Source organism: Sphingomonas sp. MMS12-HWE2-04, from assembly GCF_044881185.1.
Lineage (GTDB): Bacteria > Pseudomonadota > Alphaproteobacteria > Sphingomonadales > Sphingomonadaceae > Sphingomonas.
In genome coordinates, this window is sequence record NZ_CP173254.1 from 4,166,125 (window position 1) to 4,182,007 (window position 15,883).

Sequence of the window (15,883 nt, forward strand, 5' to 3'; positions counted from 1 at the left end):
GGGCCTAGAGACCGCGCATAGATCTTCGCAAGAGAGCGCAATGGCAGGCCATTCCAAGTTCAAGAACATCATGCACCGCAAGGGTGCGCAGGATAAGAAGCGCTCGGGGATGTTCTCCAAGCTCAGCCGCGAAATCACCGTCGCGGCGAAGATGGGCCTGCCCGATCCGGACATGAATCCGCGCCTGCGCGCTGCGGTCAACGCCGCCAAGGCGCAGTCGATGCCCAAAGACAATATCACTCGGGCGATCGACAAGGCGACCAAGGGCGAGGGCGAGAATTACGAAGAGATCCGCTACGAGGCGTTCGGCCCGGGCGGGGTTTCGCTGATCGTCGAGACACTGACCGACAACCGCAACCGCACCGTCACCAACGTGCGCACCGCGATCGCCAAGAATGGCGGCAATCTCGGCGCGCCGGGTTCGGTTAGCCATGCCTTCGATCGCGTCGGGCTGATCAGCTACCCGGCGACGGCAGGCGACGCCGACAAGATCTTCGAAGCCGCGCTCGAGGCGGGGGCCGAAGACGTGACATCGAGCGAAGAAGGGCACGAAATCTGGACCGCGGTGAGCGATCTCCACGAAGTCGCCAAGGCGCTGGAAGCAGTGATCGGCGAGGCCGAAGCCGCGAAGCTTGCCTGGAAGCCGCAGACCATGGTGGCGGTCGACGAATCCGACGCGGGCACGCTGTTCAAGCTGATCGATGCGCTGGACGACGATGACGACGTCCAGACCGTCTGGGGCAATTACGAGGTCTCCGACGAAGTTATGGAGAAGCTGGGTTGATCCTTTCGATCCTCCCCACAAACGGGGGGATCCAGAGCCATGCTGATCCTGGGTCTCGACCCCGGGCTGGGCACCACCGGCTGGGGTATCATCCGCGCCGAGGGCAATCGCCTGTCGCATGTCGCGAACGGGCAGCTGAAGACGGACACCAAGGCGCCGCTCGCACGCCGGCTGGCGCATCTCGATGCAATGCTCGCCGCGATCCTCGTCGATCATGCGCCCCATGCGGCGGCGTGCGAGGAAGTGTTCGTCAATTCGAATGCCCAGTCGACGCTCAAGCTCGGCCAAGCGCGCGGGGTGGCGTTGTGCGCGGCGGCGCGCGCCGGGCTCGATGTCGGCGAATATACTCCCAGCGTGGTCAAGAAGGCGGTGGTCGGCAGCGGGGGAGCGGAAAAGGCGCAGGTCCACGCGATGGTGTCGATGCTGCTTTCGGGAGCGAAGATCGCCGGCGCCGACGCAGCGGACGCTCTCGCAGTCGCGATCTGCCATGCACACCACCTGGCGACCGCACGGCGGCTCGGCGCGGCCTAGACCAGCGGCGTCGGCAGCGGCCGTCCGCTGAACTGCGCATCGAGATTGGCGAGCACCAGCGCCGCCATCTCGGCACGTCCCTCGCGCGTCGCGCTGCCCTGGTGCGGCGCGAGCACGACCTGATCGAGCGCGCGCAATCCCTCGGGCACCTGCGGCTCGTGCGCGAACACGTCGAGCCCCGCGCCGCCAATTCGTCCGTCCCGCAGCGCTGCGACCAGTGCCTCCTCGTCGACCAGGCTGCCGCGGGCGATATTGATCAGCACCCCCTCGGGGCCCAGCGCGTCGAGCACCGCCGCATCGACGGCGCGGTCAGTATCCGCGCCGCCCGGTGCGGCGAGGATCAACACATCGCTCGCTGCGGCCAGCGCGCCGATCCCCGCGACGAAGCGCCACGGCACCTGTTTGGCCGAGCGCGCCGCATAGACGATTTCCCCGGCAAACGGCGCCGCCCGCCGGGCGATCGCCATGCCGATCTTGCCTAGCCCGAAGATACCGATCGTCCGCCCGCTGGCGCGCCGCCCCAACGGCACCTGCCAGCCGCCGTCGCGCACGACGCGATCGTTGACCGCGACGCGCCGCTGTACCGCGAGCATCAGCGCGATCGCGAGATCGGCGACATCGTCGGTCAGCACGTCGGGCGTGGTGGTCACGCGGATCCCGCGCGCGCGTGCGGCGTCGAGGTCGATGCCGTCATGCCCGACGCCATGGATCGCAATGATCTCCAGCGCCGGCAGTTGCGCCATCAGCGCTGCGTCGACGCGACTCATCCCGCCGCCGACGATCGCGCGTGTCTCGGGGGGTGGCGTGCCTTCATGCAATTGGAAACGCGCTGACAGCTGGTCACGCAGCGCGGGTGAGACAGCAGAGGCGAGGAACAGGTCGGGCATCATGCGGCCCATGCCAGCGCCGGGTCGTCATCGTCGTTTGCGGCACGCGTCGTCGGCCGGCGGCGCCGCGTACGGATATGCCGGCTTCGGGCCATCGGCCGCGCGAGCCATGCCCGCACCGCACCGATCCGCAGGCTCGATGCTGCGAGCGCTGCCGCCGCCAGCGCATCGACCAAGGTGCCGATCTCGAACATGCTTATCCAGCCGGCAAGCTCAGGCAGCGCCATTGCGAACAGCCTTAGCCCTTCGTCCTCGAGCATCCAGAACAGCGCCGCACCGATCGCGCCGAGCACCAGCCACGCCAGCACCGCGCCGCGGGAGATGCGCGCGAGCCGCGCCGCGGGCGCCTCGATCAGGCAATGCCGCAACAACCTCCCGATCGGCGTATCGCCGGCAGCGAGCAGCGTGAGCCAGAGCCCGAGCAAGGTGACGATCATCCGGATCCCCCAATTGGTCGCCAAGCAGATAGGTGCGCTGCCGCGCCCGTGCGAGAGGCGCAGGTGATTTCGGCTTTCCTCACGTGCAATGTTCCGCCTATGTACCGGACTATGGTCCGTACCGCTCCGCCGCGCCTCGAGGCATCGACCCTCGGGGGCACGCAATGATCGCGCATCTGCGCGGCCAGTTGGTCTCCAGTGGTGCCGATCATGCGGTGATCGACGTGAACGGCGTCGGCTATCTGTTCGGCGCTTCAGCCAAGACGCTCGACAAGCTCGGCAGCGCGGAACTCGTCACCGTCCATACTGAGATGCTGGTCAGCGAGGATTCGATCCGGCTGATGGGCTTCGCGACCGCCGACGAGCGCGACTGGTTCCGCCTGCTCACGCATGTCCAGGGCGTTGGTTCGAAGGTCGCCCTGGCGATCCTGTCGATCCTGGTCCCCGACGAGCTGCGCACCGCGGTGTCGCGCGCCGACGCTGCGACGATCGCGCGCGCCAACGGCGTCGGCCCCAAGCTCGCCCAGCGCATCGTCAACGAACTCAAGGACAAGGCCGGCGTGGTCCTTGGCAGCGCAGGCGCCGCCGTGCCCGCTGGCGGCGCCGCAGCCGACGCCGTATCGGCGCTGCTCAACCTCGGCTTCAAGCCGGCGGAGGCCTCGAACGCCGTCAACGCCGCCAACGACGAGCTCGGTGACGGCGCGACGCTCGACGCGCTCGTCCGCCTCGCGCTGCGGAAGGCCGCCAGATGATCCGCGAAAAGGCACTCAATGCCCGCGTCGCGATCACCGTGGTGATGCTCTCGGTCGTCGCTGGCTTTGGTGGGATCAAGGACAGCAACATCGTCCAGACGATGCAGCAGGTCCAGGCGACGCAGATGGACCTGTGGAACGAATATCAGGCCGAGCGCACCAAGCTCCACATCGCCGAATTGGGCCGCGACCAGATCGTTGCGCTCGCCGCCGATACCGCGCGCACGGCGCCGGTGCTCACTGCGCTTGACGCCGATCTGGCGCATCACCGCAGCGAAGCGGCGCGGCTTGCCACCGATGCGAAGGCGCAGAACGACCGTTACCAAGCGCTCGACCTGCGCGACAGCCAGTTCGACGTCAGCAACGCCGCCATCGCCGCTGCAATTTCGATCGCCGGCGTCGCAGCTCTGGCCGAGAGCGCCTGGCTGCTCGTTATCGCTTGGGCAATCGGCGGGTTCGGCCTGTTCATGGCGCTGTGCGGCTTCGTCGGCTGGGGCGTGCACCTGACGCTGCTCAACGGGCTGCTCGGATGAACACCGCGTCGGGCTTTGCAGATCGGATGCGTGCTTCGTTTCCTGCCGGCGTGACGGTGCCCGCCGCGCTCGATCGGTTCTTCGACTGGCAGCAAGCCGCGGGACTGGCTCGAAGCTTTCGTAGCGGCGGCGATTATGCAGGCATCGATACGGCAAGCGAACTGGGCTGCATGTATAGCCAGTGCGTCGATCCCGGTTACGCCGAGGCCTGGCTTCCGGACGCGCCGCAGGAGGTGCGCGACCGACTGGCACCCTTCTTCCGCACTGGCGGCGACGGCTCGACCGCGGCGCTGTGGCGCGACGACGACGGCGCGCAGCATATCGTTCATCTCGGCTCGGGGTCGGGCTCGACGATGCTCGGCGTGCTCGCGAGCGATCCGGTCGATTTCCTGCGGCTGCTGGCGATCGGCTATGAAGAGCTTTGCTGGCCGGAGAATTTCGATCGCGCGCCGGCGCAGATCGACGCCGAGAATGAGTATCTCGATCAGCCGGTATGGGATCGTGCTGCTGCGCTGCGCGACTGGGTCCAAACCAGCTTCGGCGTGGCCGTGCCGGCCGTCGCGGCGGAAATCAGCCCGGCGCCGGCCGACATGGGCGACCGGCCGGGTGCCGATCCGTTCCTGCTGTGGGTCCGCAAATGGCAGGGCGACGCGTGATGGCCGAAAACGCTGTGGGCAGCATGACCGAGAGCAACGACAAGGCAGCGTCCGCACGCGTCGCCAGCTGCCCGTGCGGCCAGCTGAGCGTCGCCTGCCAGGGCGAGCCTGGACGAGTCTCCGTATGTCACTGCCTCGACTGCCAGCGGCGCAGCGGCTCGGTGTTTGCGGCGCAGGCGCGCTTTCCGGTCGAGCGCGTGCAGATGACGGGCCGCGCAGCCGAACGCGTGCGCGTTGGAGACAATGGTGCTGCGCGCTTCCATTTCTGCCCCGATTGCGGCGCGATCGGCTGGTACACCAACGATTCGATGCCCGGGCTGATCGCGGTCCCGATCGGCAATTTCGCCGACCCCGATTTCCCCGCGCCGAGCTTTTCGGTGTTTGAAAACCGCAAACATGCCTGGGTTCAAATCACTGGCGACGGAATCGAGCATGACTGACGCCGATCGCATCCTCACTGCCTCGCGCCGCCCCGAGGACGTCGACGCTGCGCTGCGCCCCAAGACGCTCGAGGAATTCGTCGGCCAGAAGGGCGCGCGCGAGAATCTCCGCGTGTTCATCGATGCTGCCAAGGCGCGCGGCGATGCGCTCGATCATGTGCTGTTCTTCGGGCCGCCTGGGCTCGGCAAGACCACGCTCGCGCAGATCATCGCGCGCGAACTCGGCGTCGGGTTCCGCGCCACTTCGGGTCCCGTCATTGCCAAGTCGGGCGATCTCGCTGCGCTGCTCACCAATCTCGAAGATGGCGACGTGCTGTTCATCGACGAGATCCACCGGCTGAATCCCGCGGTGGAGGAAGTCCTCTATCCCGCGATGGAGGACCGCGCGCTCGACCTGATGATCGGCGAGGGTCCCTCTGCGCGCAGCGTGCGGATCGACTTGCCGCGCTTCACCTTGGTCGGCGCCACCACCCGCCAGGGGCTGCTTACCACGCCGCTGCGCGATCGTTTCGGCATCCCGGTGCGGTTGCAATTCTATACAGTCGAGGAACTGACCAGCGTCGTCACCCGCGCCGCCGGGCTGCTCGGCCTGCATGTTGCCCCCGACGGCGCGCGCGAGATCGCCAGGCGCGCGCGAGGCACGCCGCGGATTGCCGGACGGCTGCTGCGCCGGGTGCGCGACTTCGCCAATGTGCTGGGCGCCGACACGGTGGATGCGCGCGCCGCCGATTCGGCGCTCAACCGGCTCGAAGTCGATGCGCTCGGGCTCGACAACATGGACCGACGCTATCTGATGATGATCGCCGACATCTATCGCGGCGGCCCGGTGGGGGTGGAGACGCTCGCCGCCGGGCTCAGCGAGCCGCGCGACACGGTCGAGGAAGTCATCGAGCCCTATCTGATCCAGATCGGTATGATCGCGCGGACCGCGCGCGGACGCTGCCTCAACGCCGCGGGCTGGAAGCATCTCGGCCTCAATCCTCCGCCCACCGCGCAGGAGGGGCTGTTCGACTGAGAGGGTTTCCCTGCGACGAACCGTTGGTTAATGCCCCGGCATGGACGCGCTGCCCGCTTTTGGTCGCTTCGATGGCCTGGAACATCGCTTCGCCGTACGCGTCTATTTCGAGGATACCGATCTAACCGGGGTGGTTTATCACGCCAATTATCTCCGGTATCTCGAGCGCGCGCGCTCGGACATGCTTGCGCTCGCCGGCGTCGATCAGCGGCGCGTGCACGAAGCGGGCGAGGGCGCCTATGCCGTGCGCGACATCGCCATCCAGTATCGCGCCCCGGCGCGGCTGGGAGACGAACTGATCGTGCTGAGCCGGCTCGTCGGGCTTCGGCCCGTGGGCGTGGTCATTCAGCAACGAGTCATGCTGGGCGCAACAATCGTGGTCGAGGCGAAAGTCGAGGCGGTGTTCGTCGCTCCCTCAGGCAAACCGCGCCGCCAGCCGGCGCAATGGGTGGCGGCGTTCGAGCCGTTGCTGTGGAAGGGAAATTGAGATCGACATGCATGTTTTGACGACCGACGCCGCGACTCTCTCCCCGATTGGGCTTTTCCTTCAGGCGGACTGGGTCGTCCGCGGCGTGATGATCGGCTTGCTGCTGGCTTCGCTATGGACCTGGGCTATCATCCTCAGCTTCGGCTTCCGCGTCGCAACGGTGCGCAAGGGGATCGACAGCTTCGAAGTCGAATATCGCGAAGCCGACGACATCGACGAATTCCATCGCCGCGCTGCAACCCGCGATCAGCCGATCGCCCGCGTGTTTGGCGCCGGCGTCACCGAATGGCGCCGCTCCACTTCCGGCAAGTCGATCGACCGAGAAGGCACGCGCGAGCGCCTTGCCACTGCGATGGGCGCCACCGTCGCGCTCGAAGTCGATCGCCTCGCCGATCGGCTCAACTTCCTAGCCACGGTCGGCGCGGTCGCGCCGTTCGTCGGCCTGTTCGGCACCGTCTGGGGGATCATGCGCAGCTTCACCGGCATCGCCCAGCAGCAGAGCACTTCGCTAGCAGTCGTCGCTCCCGGCATTGCCGAGGCGCTGTTCGCCACTGCGATCGGCCTGTTCGCCGCGATCCCCGCGGTGATCGCCTACAACCGCTATTCGCACAGCGTGAACCGCGTCGAGGCGCGGCTGAACCGCTTCGCCGACGGCTTCCACGCGACGCTGAGCCGCCGCCTGGAGATGGAGGCCTAAGGCATGGCCATGCATCTCCCTTCGGGCAAGAGCCGCGGCCGTCGCACGCCGATGGCCGAGATCAACGTCACGCCGCTGGTCGACGTGATGCTCGTGCTGCTGATCATCTTCATGGTCACTGCGCCGCTGCTCACCGCGGGCGTGCCCGTGGACCTGCCCGAGAGCCGCGCCAAGGCCCTCGATCAGGATCAGAAGCCCGTCCAGATCGCGATCGACAAGGCCGGCCAGGTATTCGTCGATGATCAGCGGGTGACCGATGCCGGCCTCGCCGCCGCGCTCGAGCCGATCGCCGCGCGCAAGGACGGGCAGGGCAAGCCGCCGCAGATCTTCCTGCGCGCCGATCAGGGCCTTGGCTATGGCAAGGTTATGCGCGTGATGGGGGAACTCAACCGCGTCGGGCTCAACCGGGTTTCGCTGGTGACGCTCGCCGATGGCAAGTGAGGGCGCGGTGATCAGTCGTTCGGAAGGCGCCGCGCTCGGCATCGCCGCGATTGCCCATGTCGTGCTCTTCGGCCTGCTCTCAGTCGGCTTCCTCGCCACGCCCAATCCCGACAAGCTCAAGCCGCAGCCGATTGAAGTGTCGTTCGCCGAGGACGTGGCACTCGAAAGCGCGGCGCCGGTGATCAGCAGCGAGGCCGAGGCAGCGAAGAAATCTCCGGTCGAGGCGCCGGTCGAGCCCGACACTGCGCCGCCCGAGCCGGTTGCCGAGCCGCAACCCGTTGCCAGGCCGCAGCCGGCGCCGCCCAAGCCTGCGCCCGCGCCGGCGGCAAAGCCCAAACCCGCGCCGCCCACCAAGCCAGCGCCGCCGAGCAAGCCGGCCCAGCCGGCCAAAACCGCGTCCGCGGCACCCGCGACCAATCCGCGCCAGCAGCCGCGCCGTGACGTGCGCCCCACCGGCAATCTCGATGGGCTCGATCTCGGCCGCACCAACAATCGCGCCAACGGCCCGGCGCTGACTCCGCCGGCGGCGACGATGTCGACCGCCGCCGCGGCGAATATCGGCTCGGCGATCCAGCGGCAGGTCCAGCCCTGCGCCGATCGCCAGGTCAATCCCGGGCCGGGCGCCGACCAGATCCGCGTGATCGTCAATCTGCGGATCAACCGTGACGGATCGCTGGCCGGCCCGATCACAATTCGTGGCCATGAAGGCGTCGACGAGTCGAACTCGCGATACGTTACGCGCGTCGACGACGCGGTCCGCGCGATCTTCGCCGGATGCTCGCCGCTGCGCGGGCTGCCCGACGAGCTCTATGACGTGCCGAAGGGGTGGAAAAGCTTCACCCTTCGCTACAGACTCAAGACCTGAGGAGAGATGATGCGTCCCTACCTGATCGCGATCGCCGCGACGGCAGCCGCCTTCGCAGGCGTTGCCCATGCCCAGGTCACGCCGCCGCCGGTGCAGACGCCGCCCGGCCAGGACGATGGCGAGCTGGTGGTCGATGTCGAGGGCGGCCAGTCCGCCCCGCTGCCGATCATCATTCCGGCGATGCCCACCGCACAGGTCACTGCGACCCCCGCGGGCTCGACCGACGAACTCGGCCGCAAGCTTGCCCAGATCGTCGACGACGATCTTCGCAACACTGGCCTGTTCAAGACCGTCGGCCCGGGCGCGACGCGCGGCATTGCCTATTCCGAAGTCACGGCGCCCAATTATTCGGGCTGGAGCGGCGGCCAGGCGCTGGTCCAGGGTTATATCCGCGCCAACGCCAATGGCTCGCTGACGATCGGCTGCTATCTCTACGATCTCGCCGCGCAGACCGAGCTGGTCCGCCAGGGCTTCGTCGTCTCCCCGTCCGACTGGCGGCGCGCCGGGCACAAATGCGCCGACGCGATCTACACCCGTCTCACCGGCGAGGGCCCCTATTTCGACAGCCAGGTCGTCTATGTCGCCGAGCAGGGCCCGAAGAACCGGCGGCGGAAACAGCTCGCGATCATGGATCAGGACGGCGCCAACCATCGCTTCCTGACCAACGGCCAGAACATCGTGCTCACCCCGCGCATGTCGCCGAAGCAGAACGCGATCGTCTATATGAGCTACGAGAACCGGCGTCCGGCGCTCTACATCTACGACCTCGCCGCGCGTACCAACCGTAAGCTGGTCTCGGACGTCACGCTCAACTTCGCGCCGCATTTCTCGCCCGACGGCCGCTCGATCCTGTTCTCGATGTCGGTCGCCGGCAATATTGATCTCTATCGGATCAGCGCCTCCGGCGGCGAGCCGCAGCGGCTGACCAGCTCGCCGGGCATCGACACCGGCGGCAGCTATTCGCCCGATGGTTCGAAGATCGTCTTCGAGAGCGATCGCGGCGGCACCCAACAGCTCTATGTGATGGGCGCCGACGGGTCGAACCAGAAGCGGATCAGCTTTGGCGGCGGGCGCTATGCCACGCCGGTATGGAGCCCGCGCGGCGACCTGATCGCCTTCACCCGCACCGGCGGCGGCGCGTTCCGCATCGGCGTGATGAGCCCGTCGGGCGGGGGCGAGAAGCTGCTCACCAACAGCTGGGGCGACGAAGCGCCGAGCTGGTCGCCCAATGGTCGCGTGCTGATGTTCTTCCGTACCGCGCAGGGCTCGGGCCGTCCGGATCTGTGGGCGGTGGACCTGACCGGCTCGACATCGCGCAAGGTGCCGACCCCGCTGGACGGGTCGGATCCCAATTGGGGCCCGATCCGGCCCTGAAGCCACCGCCCTTGAACCAAATTCGGTACGTAAACGTAATGCCCGGGCAAGCGGGCGAGATTTAAGAGGAGGAAATATGGCCAAGATCACGACCAGCCTGGTGCTCGGTCTCGCACTGGTGGCAACCGCGGGTTGCACCAAGAAGCGCCCGCCCGAACTGCCGCCGACGCCGACCGAGACTCCGGTTGCCGAAACCACCGGCGGCGACAACGATCAGTACGGCTCGAACGCGCTCAACGAGCAGTTCAAGCGCGAGATCACCAGCGATACGATCCACTTCGCGTTCGACCAGTACGACATCGATCCCGAATTGCGCGCGATCCTCGACAGCCAGGCGCAGTGGCTCAATGCGCACGCGAACACGCGGATCACGGTCGAAGGCCATAGCGACGAGCGCGGCACCCGCGAATACAACCTTGCGCTGGGCGATCGCCGCGCCAACGCCGCGAAGAACTATCTTGCCGCGCGCGGTATCTCGCCGACGCGGATCACCACCATCAGCTACGGCAAGGAGCGGCCGATCGCGCTCGGCTCTGACGACGCCAGCTGGGCGCAGAACCGCCGCGCGGTGACCATCGTCATCAGCTGAGCGACCTTAACCCGTCCGCTAGCGGAAGGGACGTTCGGGGCCGGTTCGCCAGGGGGCGGATCGGCCCCGAAGCATTTTCAGATCGAATTGAGCGTGACGTCGAGGTTGATCGGGTTGCGCGGGCGTGGCTCGGCGACCGCACTCTCATCGACGATACGGCCGACCGCGCGCTTCCACCGGCTGTTCTCGCGCAGCGTCGTCCGCTGGAACCGAACCTTGTCGCAGCCCGGCAGCGCAGCGATCGCCGCCTTTACACTGAGGAACAGGTTTTCAGGCATCCATGGGCTGGCGCTGATGCTCTTGATCCACGATCGATCGATCGGCACGTCGCGCTGACGTGCGTTGGCGTCGTCGCTTTCGCACAGCAGCCTGAATTCGAGTTCGTCGCGAAACGCGAACCGCTTGATGAAGGGCAGGTCGAAGACGCTGATCGAGTCCAGCGAATCGAGCTGCTCGAGCGTCAGATAGCGCACGTCGTTCCAAACAAAGCAGTCCTGGCCCTGCAGGCTGGTCAGCAGCGCTCGCTTGTCGATGTTGACACGAACGCCCTCCATGCCCTTGGCGAACACGCCCCAGTGATGGAAGGTCTCCGGCGCCTGGGTGAAGCACATCGCGAAAACGTGGCGCACGTCACGCTTGGCGCGATACGCCTCCAGAAAGGCGATGTCGTTGCGATCCTCCCACGATGCCGGACCCAGCAGCGTGATGCGTTCGGAGACCAGCATGTCGATCGCGACCGCCAGGCTGGTGAATCGCTTGAGGATGTTGTTGGTCGGTTCGCTCACGTCATTCCCTCTCGCTTGCGGTCTGCACGGGATAACGCCCCGCAAGTAAACAGGGTGCTGGGATCGCACGATCATATCCGCTTGCTCCCCGTCAGAATTCGATATAAATACGATATCATAATTAACGGGAGGCAAGAATGACGGACGTACGTGCCACGGGGCCAGCGCTCACACAGAGCCGGGAACGAGCGGCGAAAACCGGTAGCGGCTATGCGATGCTGCTGATCCTGCTGGTGTCGCTGGGTGCGGGGATTGCAGCGCTCACCCAGATCGATCGGATCCCGGACGCCGTCGTGGTGAGCGTCGTGGTGGCGGCGAGCATCATTTTCCTGTTCGTGTCCTGTGGCTTCTATCTGCTCCAGCCCAACCAGGCGGTAGCGATCACGCTGTTCGGCGATTATCAGGGCACGGATCGCACCACCGGTCTGCGCTGGGCTCTGCCCTGGCTGATCAAGAAGAAGGTCTCGGTCCGCGCCAACAACATCATTTCGGAGCGCATCAAGGTCAACGATCTGCGTGGCAACCCGATCGAGATGGCGGCGCAGGTGGTGTGGCGCGTGACCGACACCGCGCAGGCGCTGTTCGACGTCGACGATTACAAGGCATTCGTGAACGTCCAGATCGAGGCGGCGGTGCGGACGATCGGCTCGCGCTATCCCTATGACGATTTCGAGCATCAGGAAGTCACGCTGCGCGGCAATCACGAGCAGGTCGGCAGCGAACTGCGCGCCGAGCTGATCGCCCGGCTGCATGTCGCCGGCATCACCGTCGACGAGTGCGGCTTCACCCATCTCGCTTATGCGCAGGAGATCGCCGGCGCGATGCTCCGCCGCCAGCAGGCCCAGGCGGTAGTGGCCGCGCGCCAGACGCTGGTGGAAGGCGCTGTCGGCATGGTCGAGATGGCGCTTGCCCAGCTCTCGGCCAAGAACGTCGTCGAGCTTGACGACGAGCGCCGCGCTGCGATGGTGTCGAACCTGATGGTGGTGCTGTGCGGCGAGCGCGACACCCAGCCCGTGGTCAACGCCGGCTCGCTGTACCAGTAGGCCCCGGTCCCGTGTCGCAGCCGCCGCAGAAGAAAGCCTTCCCCCTGCGCCTCGATCCCGCGCTCTATGCGGCGATCGAGCGCACGGCGGCGGGCGAGCTGAGGAGCGTCAACGCACAGGTCGAATGCCTGCTGCGCGAGGCGCTGGGGCGGCGCGGGGTAAAGCTTTCCGAGCCCGTCCGGCCCAAGCGCGGCCGTCCACCGAAGAAGCAGGGAGATGAGTCATGATGATGTTCGCAGCTGAAAAGCACCGCCCGCTGCTCATCGCGGTCGCGGGCGTGGCGCTGCTCGCCGGCATTGCCCTGGCGGTGCTGCTATGAGCGCCTTGCGTCCAGGCGCCTGGTTTCGCCCCAAGGCATTCGGGTTTGGCGCGACACCCGCTACTTGGCAGGGCTGGACGGCGACGCTCGGCTTCGTCGTCCTCGCCGCGCTGGTCGCCAATGTGGCGACGCACCGGGGGGCGGCCTGGCTGGCGCTGTTCGCACCCTTGGTCCTGGGCTTCGTCTGGCTCTGCTGGGCCAAGACCGATGGCGACTGGCAATGGCGCTGGGGCAGGGACTGATCCCCGCCCCCATCGCCCTCAGACGTGGATCGGCTTGCCGAGCACGGCCATCGAAGCTTCCTTGATCGCCTCGCTGTGCGTCGGGTGCGCATGGCAGGTATAGGCGATGTCTTCCGACGTCGCGCCAAATTCCATCGCCTGCGCGACCTGCGCGATCATCGTGCCGGCCGGGCCGGTGATGATCCAGGCGCCGAGCACACGATCGGTCTTGGCGTCGGCGATCACCTTAACCCAGCCGACCGTGTCGTCGATGGCCTTCGCGCGGCTGTTGCCCGCCATCGGGAATTTGCCGACCTTGACCTCGCCGCGCTCCCGGGCCTGCTCTTCGGTCAGCCCGACGCCGGCGATCTCGGGGTGGGTGTAGACCACGCTCGGAATCACGTCGTGGTTCACGATGCCGGTCAGGCCGGCGATGTTCTCGGCCACCGCAATGCCTTCGTCCTCGGCCTTGTGCGCGAGCATCGGGCCCGGGATCACGTCGCCGATCGCCCAAACGCCGTCGACCTTGGTGCGGAAGTCGTGGCCGGTCTCGATCTGGCCGCGCTGATTCGGCTGCAGACCGATCGCTTCGAGGCCAAGCCCCTCGGTGTTCGGCCGGCGGCCGATAGAGACGAGTACCGCATCCGCCTCAATCGTCTCGGCAGCGCCGCCCGCGGCCGGCTCGACCGTCACGGTCGCCTTGCCGCCATTGACGCTCACGCCGGTGACCTTGGTGGAGAGCTTGATCTCCATGCCCTGCTTCTTGAAGATCTTGGCGGCTTCCTTGCGGACTTCGCCGTCCATGCCGGGGAGCAGCTGGTCGAGGAACTCGACGACCGTGACCTTGGCGCCGAGGCGCTTCCACACCGAACCGAGCTCGAGCCCGATCACGCCTCCGCCGATCACCACCAGATGCTCGGGCACCTTGTCGAGCGCGATCGCGCCGGTCGAATCGACCACGACCTTCTGATCGATCTCGACGCCCGGCAGCGGCGTCACCGAAGAGCCGGTGGCGATGACGATGTTCTTGGCCGTCACGGTCTTGCCCGCAACCTCGACCGAGTGCGCGTCCTTGAAGGTGGCAAGGCCCTTGAGCCATTCGACCTTGTTCTTCTTGAAAAGAAACTCGACGCCGCCGGTCAGCCCGGTCACGGCCTTGGCCTTGTCGGCCATCATCGCCGGCAGGTCGAGCTCGACGCTGCCAAGCTTGATGCCATGCTTGGCGAGAATGCCGGTGGCGGCTTCCTCGAATTTCTCGCTGGCGTTGAGCAGTGTCTTGGACGGGATGCAGCCGACATTGAGGCAGGTGCCGCCCAGCGTCTCGCGGCTTTCGGCGCAGGCGGTCTTGAGACCGAGCTGCGCGGCGCGAATTGCGGCGACATAGCCTCCGGGGCCGGCACCGATCACCAGGACATCGAAATCATATTCAGCCATCACCAAACCTTCCGTGCGGACGCTTTGGTGGCGACATAAGCCCTGGACAGCAGAGCGCAACCGGCGGGCGACTCCTTAGGCGTCAAAATCCGCGCCCAGGATCGCCCGCCGCGCCGATCAGACGTGCACCGAGATGCTGCCCTTCTTGCAACCTACGATCGGAGCGCAGACTTCGCCGGACGCAGTGAAAACCATCGTGCCGAAGTCGAACGAGACCGTCGCTTGCGCCTTGAACGATCCGATGCTGCCGCCCACAGTGATGGAGGGATTGTTCGGATTGAGGGTCCCGCTGGCCAAGGTCTCGTTGCCCAGCGGCGTCTGCAGCACGATCGAGATGTCGATTGCGTCGCTTCCGAACGAATAGTTGAACACCAGGCTGCAGCCGAACGCCGAGACGATGACGATCTGCCCGTCGGTCGACGAGACTTGGTTGCGCAGCAGGCTGGCATCGGCCGCATCAAGCAACTCATTCTCATAGGCAATGTTCGAAAGCGTATCTTGCTGCGATGTCTGGACGGCCATGCTTGTTCTCCCCGTGCCCGGTGAGTCGGGCGCGGACATGGTCGGTGGCGAGCTTCGGGCGCGCCACGCGAGACGCAACCGTTACGGTCGCGCCTCAGGGCAATCGTTGCGGATTCGGACCGTGTTCTTAAAGCCCGCCCATCTCGAGCAGGACGGTCCATTCGTCGTCGCGCGCAGGCGTGACTGAAAGCCGCGACTGGCGGACCATTTCCAGCGCCTGGAGCCGCGGCTCCGCCTTGATCGTCGCCAGCGTCACCGGCCGGGCAAGCGCGCGCACCGGCTTCACTGCCACACTCGCCCATTTGCCGTCGTCGCCGTCGGGCTGCCAGGTTCGCGTGATCTCCATGATCCCCACTGCGGCCTTTTCGGTGTTCGAATGGTAGAACAGCGCCTGGTCGCCGACCTGCATATCCTTCAGGAAATTGCGCGCGGTATAGTTGCGCACGCCGTTCCACTCGGTGGCGCCGTCTCGGTTGAGGTCTTGCCAACTATAGGCGTCGGGTTCGGAGCGCAGGATCCAATAGGCCATCACCGCCCGTTAACTGGCTAAACCGCGGCTGAACACCCGATTCCGAACCCATTCAGCCGCCGATCGTTATTCCCGTCATGTCAGGCGCCCGACTCGGGCCGTGCAGGCTGCAGGCGCCGCGTGAGAGGAGGATACGAACATGGCTCATCTGATCAAGAAGGCGGTGCTCGGCACCGTGCTAGGCGCGACGGTGCTCACCGCAGTCGCCCCGGTTGCCGAGGCGCAGCGCTATCGCCGCTATCGTCACCATGACGATACCGGCACCGCCGTCGTCGCCGGGATTGCCGGCCTCGCCATCGGCGCCGCGCTCGCCAGCGGCAACGGCCGCCGCTATGACCGCGGGTACGATTATGACCGGCGCTACGACGATCGCCGCTATGATTATGACCGCCGCTACTATCGCGAGCGCGGCTATTACCCGACCGACGGATATTATTATCGCGACTATCAGCGCCGCTATCGGGGCTGGAACGGCTGCACCGTTCGCCGCACCTGGGATCCCTATATCGGGCGCTCGGTGAACGTGCGCTACTGCCGCTAAG

23 protein-coding genes are annotated in these 15,883 nt (G+C 66.5%); 17 read left to right on the top strand and 6 right to left on the bottom strand.

Features of this window, described 5'->3' with window-relative positions; translation table 11 throughout:
* The first annotated feature begins 40 nt into the window (after window positions 1-40).
* Both AB2M62_RS19860 and ruvC read left to right on the top strand, forming a co-directional pair.
* The gene (locus AB2M62_RS19860) at window positions 41-784 is read left to right on the top strand and encodes a YebC/PmpR family DNA-binding transcriptional regulator (protein WP_404336639.1); all 744 of its coding nucleotides are present in this window, start codon (window positions 41-43) and stop codon (window positions 782-784) included.
* A gap of 39 nt (window positions 785-823) precedes the next feature.
* A complete protein-coding gene (gene ruvC, locus AB2M62_RS19865; protein WP_404336641.1) occupies window positions 824-1,315 on the top strand; it encodes a crossover junction endodeoxyribonuclease RuvC in 492 nt (163 codons plus the stop codon).
* Here the strand turns inward: ruvC and AB2M62_RS19870 are convergent.
* Together AB2M62_RS19870 and AB2M62_RS19875 are read right to left on the bottom strand one after the other, a co-directional pair.
* On the bottom strand, window positions 1,312-2,214 hold the full coding sequence (locus tag AB2M62_RS19870) for a 2-hydroxyacid dehydrogenase (protein ID WP_404336643.1): 903 nt from the start codon (window positions 2,212-2,214) through the stop codon (window positions 1,312-1,314). The genes ruvC and AB2M62_RS19870 overlap by 4 nt on opposite strands.
* Window positions 2,202-2,639: a hypothetical protein gene (locus AB2M62_RS19875; protein WP_404336645.1), complete on the bottom strand. Its 438-nt coding sequence runs from the start codon at window positions 2,637-2,639 to the stop codon at window positions 2,202-2,204. The genes AB2M62_RS19870 and AB2M62_RS19875 overlap by 13 nt, the downstream gene beginning before the upstream one ends.
* A 164-nt stretch (window positions 2,640-2,803) precedes the next feature.
* On the opposite strand from AB2M62_RS19875, the gene ruvA reads away from it, so the two are divergent.
* From ruvA to pal, 11 genes are all read left to right on the top strand, one after another.
* A complete protein-coding gene (ruvA, locus tag AB2M62_RS19880; protein ID WP_404336647.1) occupies window positions 2,804-3,391 on the top strand; it encodes a Holliday junction branch migration protein RuvA in 588 nt (195 codons plus the stop codon).
* Window positions 3,388-3,924 (top strand): DUF4337 family protein, encoded by a 537-nt coding sequence (locus AB2M62_RS19885; RefSeq protein WP_404336649.1) that lies wholly within the window; start codon window positions 3,388-3,390, stop codon window positions 3,922-3,924. The genes ruvA and AB2M62_RS19885 overlap by 4 nt, the downstream gene beginning before the upstream one ends.
* The gene (locus AB2M62_RS19890) at window positions 3,921-4,580 is read left to right on the top strand and encodes a hypothetical protein (RefSeq protein ID WP_404336651.1); all 660 of its coding nucleotides are present in this window, start codon (window positions 3,921-3,923) and stop codon (window positions 4,578-4,580) included. The genes AB2M62_RS19885 and AB2M62_RS19890 overlap by 4 nt, the downstream gene beginning before the upstream one ends.
* The gene (locus AB2M62_RS19895) at window positions 4,580-5,020 is read left to right on the top strand and encodes a GFA family protein (protein WP_404336653.1); all 441 of its coding nucleotides are present in this window, start codon (window positions 4,580-4,582) and stop codon (window positions 5,018-5,020) included. Before AB2M62_RS19890 ends, AB2M62_RS19895 begins: the two co-directional genes overlap by 1 nt.
* Entirely contained in the window at window positions 5,013-6,035 is a 1,023-nt protein-coding gene (gene ruvB / locus AB2M62_RS19900; protein WP_404336655.1) for a Holliday junction branch migration DNA helicase RuvB, read from the top strand. The genes AB2M62_RS19895 and ruvB overlap by 8 nt, the downstream gene beginning before the upstream one ends.
* A gap of 40 nt (window positions 6,036-6,075) precedes the next feature.
* The gene (locus AB2M62_RS19905; RefSeq protein ID WP_404336657.1) at window positions 6,076-6,522 is read left to right on the top strand and encodes a YbgC/FadM family acyl-CoA thioesterase; all 447 of its coding nucleotides are present in this window, start codon (window positions 6,076-6,078) and stop codon (window positions 6,520-6,522) included.
* Window positions 6,523-6,529: 7 nt separating this feature from the next.
* On the top strand, window positions 6,530-7,219 hold the full coding sequence (gene tolQ / locus AB2M62_RS19910; protein WP_404336659.1) for a protein TolQ: 690 nt from the start codon (window positions 6,530-6,532) through the stop codon (window positions 7,217-7,219).
* Between the two features lie 3 nt (window positions 7,220-7,222).
* A complete protein-coding gene (tolR, locus tag AB2M62_RS19915; protein WP_404336661.1) occupies window positions 7,223-7,660 on the top strand; it encodes a protein TolR in 438 nt (145 codons plus the stop codon).
* A 7-nt stretch (window positions 7,661-7,667) separates the two neighbouring features.
* On the top strand, window positions 7,668-8,525 hold the full coding sequence (locus tag AB2M62_RS19920; protein WP_404336663.1) for a cell envelope biogenesis protein TolA: 858 nt from the start codon (window positions 7,668-7,670) through the stop codon (window positions 8,523-8,525).
* A gap of 6 nt (window positions 8,526-8,531) precedes the next feature.
* Entirely contained in the window at window positions 8,532-9,899 is a 1,368-nt protein-coding gene (gene tolB, locus AB2M62_RS19925; RefSeq protein WP_404336665.1) for a Tol-Pal system beta propeller repeat protein TolB, read from the top strand.
* Window positions 9,900-9,975: 76 nt separating this feature from the next.
* Complete coding sequence (pal, locus tag AB2M62_RS19930; protein ID WP_404336667.1) at window positions 9,976-10,488, top strand: peptidoglycan-associated lipoprotein Pal; 513 nt, start codon at window positions 9,976-9,978, stop codon at window positions 10,486-10,488.
* A gap of 77 nt (window positions 10,489-10,565) precedes the next feature.
* Here the strand turns inward: pal and AB2M62_RS19935 are convergent, their stop codons facing one another.
* A complete protein-coding gene (locus tag AB2M62_RS19935) occupies window positions 10,566-11,273 on the bottom strand; it encodes a hypothetical protein (RefSeq protein ID WP_404336669.1) in 708 nt (235 codons plus the stop codon).
* Window positions 11,274-11,410: 137 nt separating this feature from the next.
* On the opposite strand from AB2M62_RS19935, the gene AB2M62_RS19940 reads away from it, so the two are divergent.
* The 3 genes from AB2M62_RS19940 to AB2M62_RS19950 all read left to right on the top strand — a co-directional run bounded on the left by AB2M62_RS19940 (window position 11,411) and on the right by AB2M62_RS19950 (window position 12,877).
* Window positions 11,411-12,316, top strand: a complete 906-nt coding sequence (locus AB2M62_RS19940) for an SPFH domain-containing protein (RefSeq protein ID WP_404336671.1) — start codon at window positions 11,411-11,413, stop codon at window positions 12,314-12,316.
* An 11-nt stretch (window positions 12,317-12,327) separates the two neighbouring features.
* The gene (locus tag AB2M62_RS19945) at window positions 12,328-12,543 is read left to right on the top strand and encodes a toxin-antitoxin system HicB family antitoxin (RefSeq protein WP_404336673.1); all 216 of its coding nucleotides are present in this window, start codon (window positions 12,328-12,330) and stop codon (window positions 12,541-12,543) included.
* An 88-nt stretch (window positions 12,544-12,631) separates the two neighbouring features.
* The gene (locus AB2M62_RS19950) at window positions 12,632-12,877 is read left to right on the top strand and encodes a hypothetical protein (protein ID WP_404336675.1); all 246 of its coding nucleotides are present in this window, start codon (window positions 12,632-12,634) and stop codon (window positions 12,875-12,877) included.
* 18 nt (window positions 12,878-12,895) lie between these two features.
* Here AB2M62_RS19950 and lpdA read toward each other — a convergent pair whose 3' ends face one another.
* The 3 genes from lpdA to AB2M62_RS19965 all read right to left on the bottom strand — a co-directional run bounded on the left by lpdA (window position 12,896) and on the right by AB2M62_RS19965 (window position 15,341).
* Window positions 12,896-14,290 (bottom strand): dihydrolipoyl dehydrogenase, encoded by a 1,395-nt coding sequence (gene lpdA, locus AB2M62_RS19955; protein ID WP_404336677.1) that lies wholly within the window; start codon window positions 14,288-14,290, stop codon window positions 12,896-12,898.
* A gap of 117 nt (window positions 14,291-14,407) precedes the next feature.
* Complete coding sequence (locus AB2M62_RS19960; protein WP_404336678.1) at window positions 14,408-14,812, bottom strand: hypothetical protein; 405 nt, start codon at window positions 14,810-14,812, stop codon at window positions 14,408-14,410.
* Window positions 14,813-14,939: 127 nt separating this feature from the next.
* Window positions 14,940-15,341, bottom strand: a complete 402-nt coding sequence (locus AB2M62_RS19965) for an EVE domain-containing protein (protein ID WP_404336680.1) — start codon at window positions 15,339-15,341, stop codon at window positions 14,940-14,942.
* Between the two features lie 139 nt (window positions 15,342-15,480).
* On the opposite strand from AB2M62_RS19965, the gene AB2M62_RS19970 reads away from it, so the two are divergent.
* Window positions 15,481-15,882, top strand: a complete 402-nt coding sequence (locus AB2M62_RS19970; RefSeq protein WP_404336682.1) for a hypothetical protein — start codon at window positions 15,481-15,483, stop codon at window positions 15,880-15,882.
* Window position 15,883: the final 1 nt, after the last annotated feature.

What these genes read in the sequence shown, in the direction of transcription:
- AB2M62_RS19860 (WP_404336639.1), top strand. Translation starts at nt 41, where the DNA reads ATGGCAGGCCATTCCAAGTTCAAGAACATCATGCACCGCAAGGGTGCG.
- ruvC (WP_404336641.1), top strand. Translation starts at nt 824, where the DNA reads ATGCTGATCCTGGGTCTCGACCCCGGGCTGGGCACCACCGGCTGGGGT.
- AB2M62_RS19870 (WP_404336643.1), bottom strand. Translation starts at nt 2,214, where the DNA reads ATGGGCCGCATGATGCCCGACCTGTTCCTCGCCTCTGCTGTCTCACCC.
- AB2M62_RS19875 (WP_404336645.1), bottom strand. Translation starts at nt 2,639, where the DNA reads ATGATCGTCACCTTGCTCGGGCTCTGGCTCACGCTGCTCGCTGCCGGC.
- ruvA (WP_404336647.1), top strand. Translation starts at nt 2,804, where the DNA reads ATGATCGCGCATCTGCGCGGCCAGTTGGTCTCCAGTGGTGCCGATCAT.
- AB2M62_RS19885 (WP_404336649.1), top strand. Translation starts at nt 3,388, where the DNA reads ATGATCCGCGAAAAGGCACTCAATGCCCGCGTCGCGATCACCGTGGTG.
- AB2M62_RS19890 (WP_404336651.1), top strand. Translation starts at nt 3,921, where the DNA reads ATGAACACCGCGTCGGGCTTTGCAGATCGGATGCGTGCTTCGTTTCCT.
- AB2M62_RS19895 (WP_404336653.1), top strand. Translation starts at nt 4,580, where the DNA reads ATGGCCGAAAACGCTGTGGGCAGCATGACCGAGAGCAACGACAAGGCA.
- ruvB (WP_404336655.1), top strand. Translation starts at nt 5,013, where the DNA reads ATGACTGACGCCGATCGCATCCTCACTGCCTCGCGCCGCCCCGAGGAC.
- AB2M62_RS19905 (WP_404336657.1), top strand. Translation starts at nt 6,076, where the DNA reads ATGGACGCGCTGCCCGCTTTTGGTCGCTTCGATGGCCTGGAACATCGC.
- tolQ (WP_404336659.1), top strand. Translation starts at nt 6,530, where the DNA reads ATGCATGTTTTGACGACCGACGCCGCGACTCTCTCCCCGATTGGGCTT.
- tolR (WP_404336661.1), top strand. Translation starts at nt 7,223, where the DNA reads ATGGCCATGCATCTCCCTTCGGGCAAGAGCCGCGGCCGTCGCACGCCG.
- tolB (WP_404336665.1), top strand. Translation starts at nt 8,532, where the DNA reads ATGATGCGTCCCTACCTGATCGCGATCGCCGCGACGGCAGCCGCCTTC.
- pal (WP_404336667.1), top strand. Translation starts at nt 9,976, where the DNA reads ATGGCCAAGATCACGACCAGCCTGGTGCTCGGTCTCGCACTGGTGGCA.
- AB2M62_RS19940 (WP_404336671.1), top strand. Translation starts at nt 11,411, where the DNA reads ATGACGGACGTACGTGCCACGGGGCCAGCGCTCACACAGAGCCGGGAA.
- AB2M62_RS19950 (WP_404336675.1), top strand. Translation starts at nt 12,632, where the DNA reads ATGAGCGCCTTGCGTCCAGGCGCCTGGTTTCGCCCCAAGGCATTCGGG.
- lpdA (WP_404336677.1), bottom strand. Translation starts at nt 14,290, where the DNA reads ATGGCTGAATATGATTTCGATGTCCTGGTGATCGGTGCCGGCCCCGGA.
- AB2M62_RS19960 (WP_404336678.1), bottom strand. Translation starts at nt 14,812, where the DNA reads ATGGCCGTCCAGACATCGCAGCAAGATACGCTTTCGAACATTGCCTAT.
- AB2M62_RS19965 (WP_404336680.1), bottom strand. Translation starts at nt 15,341, where the DNA reads ATGGCCTATTGGATCCTGCGCTCCGAACCCGACGCCTATAGTTGGCAA.
- AB2M62_RS19970 (WP_404336682.1), top strand. Translation starts at nt 15,481, where the DNA reads ATGGCTCATCTGATCAAGAAGGCGGTGCTCGGCACCGTGCTAGGCGCG.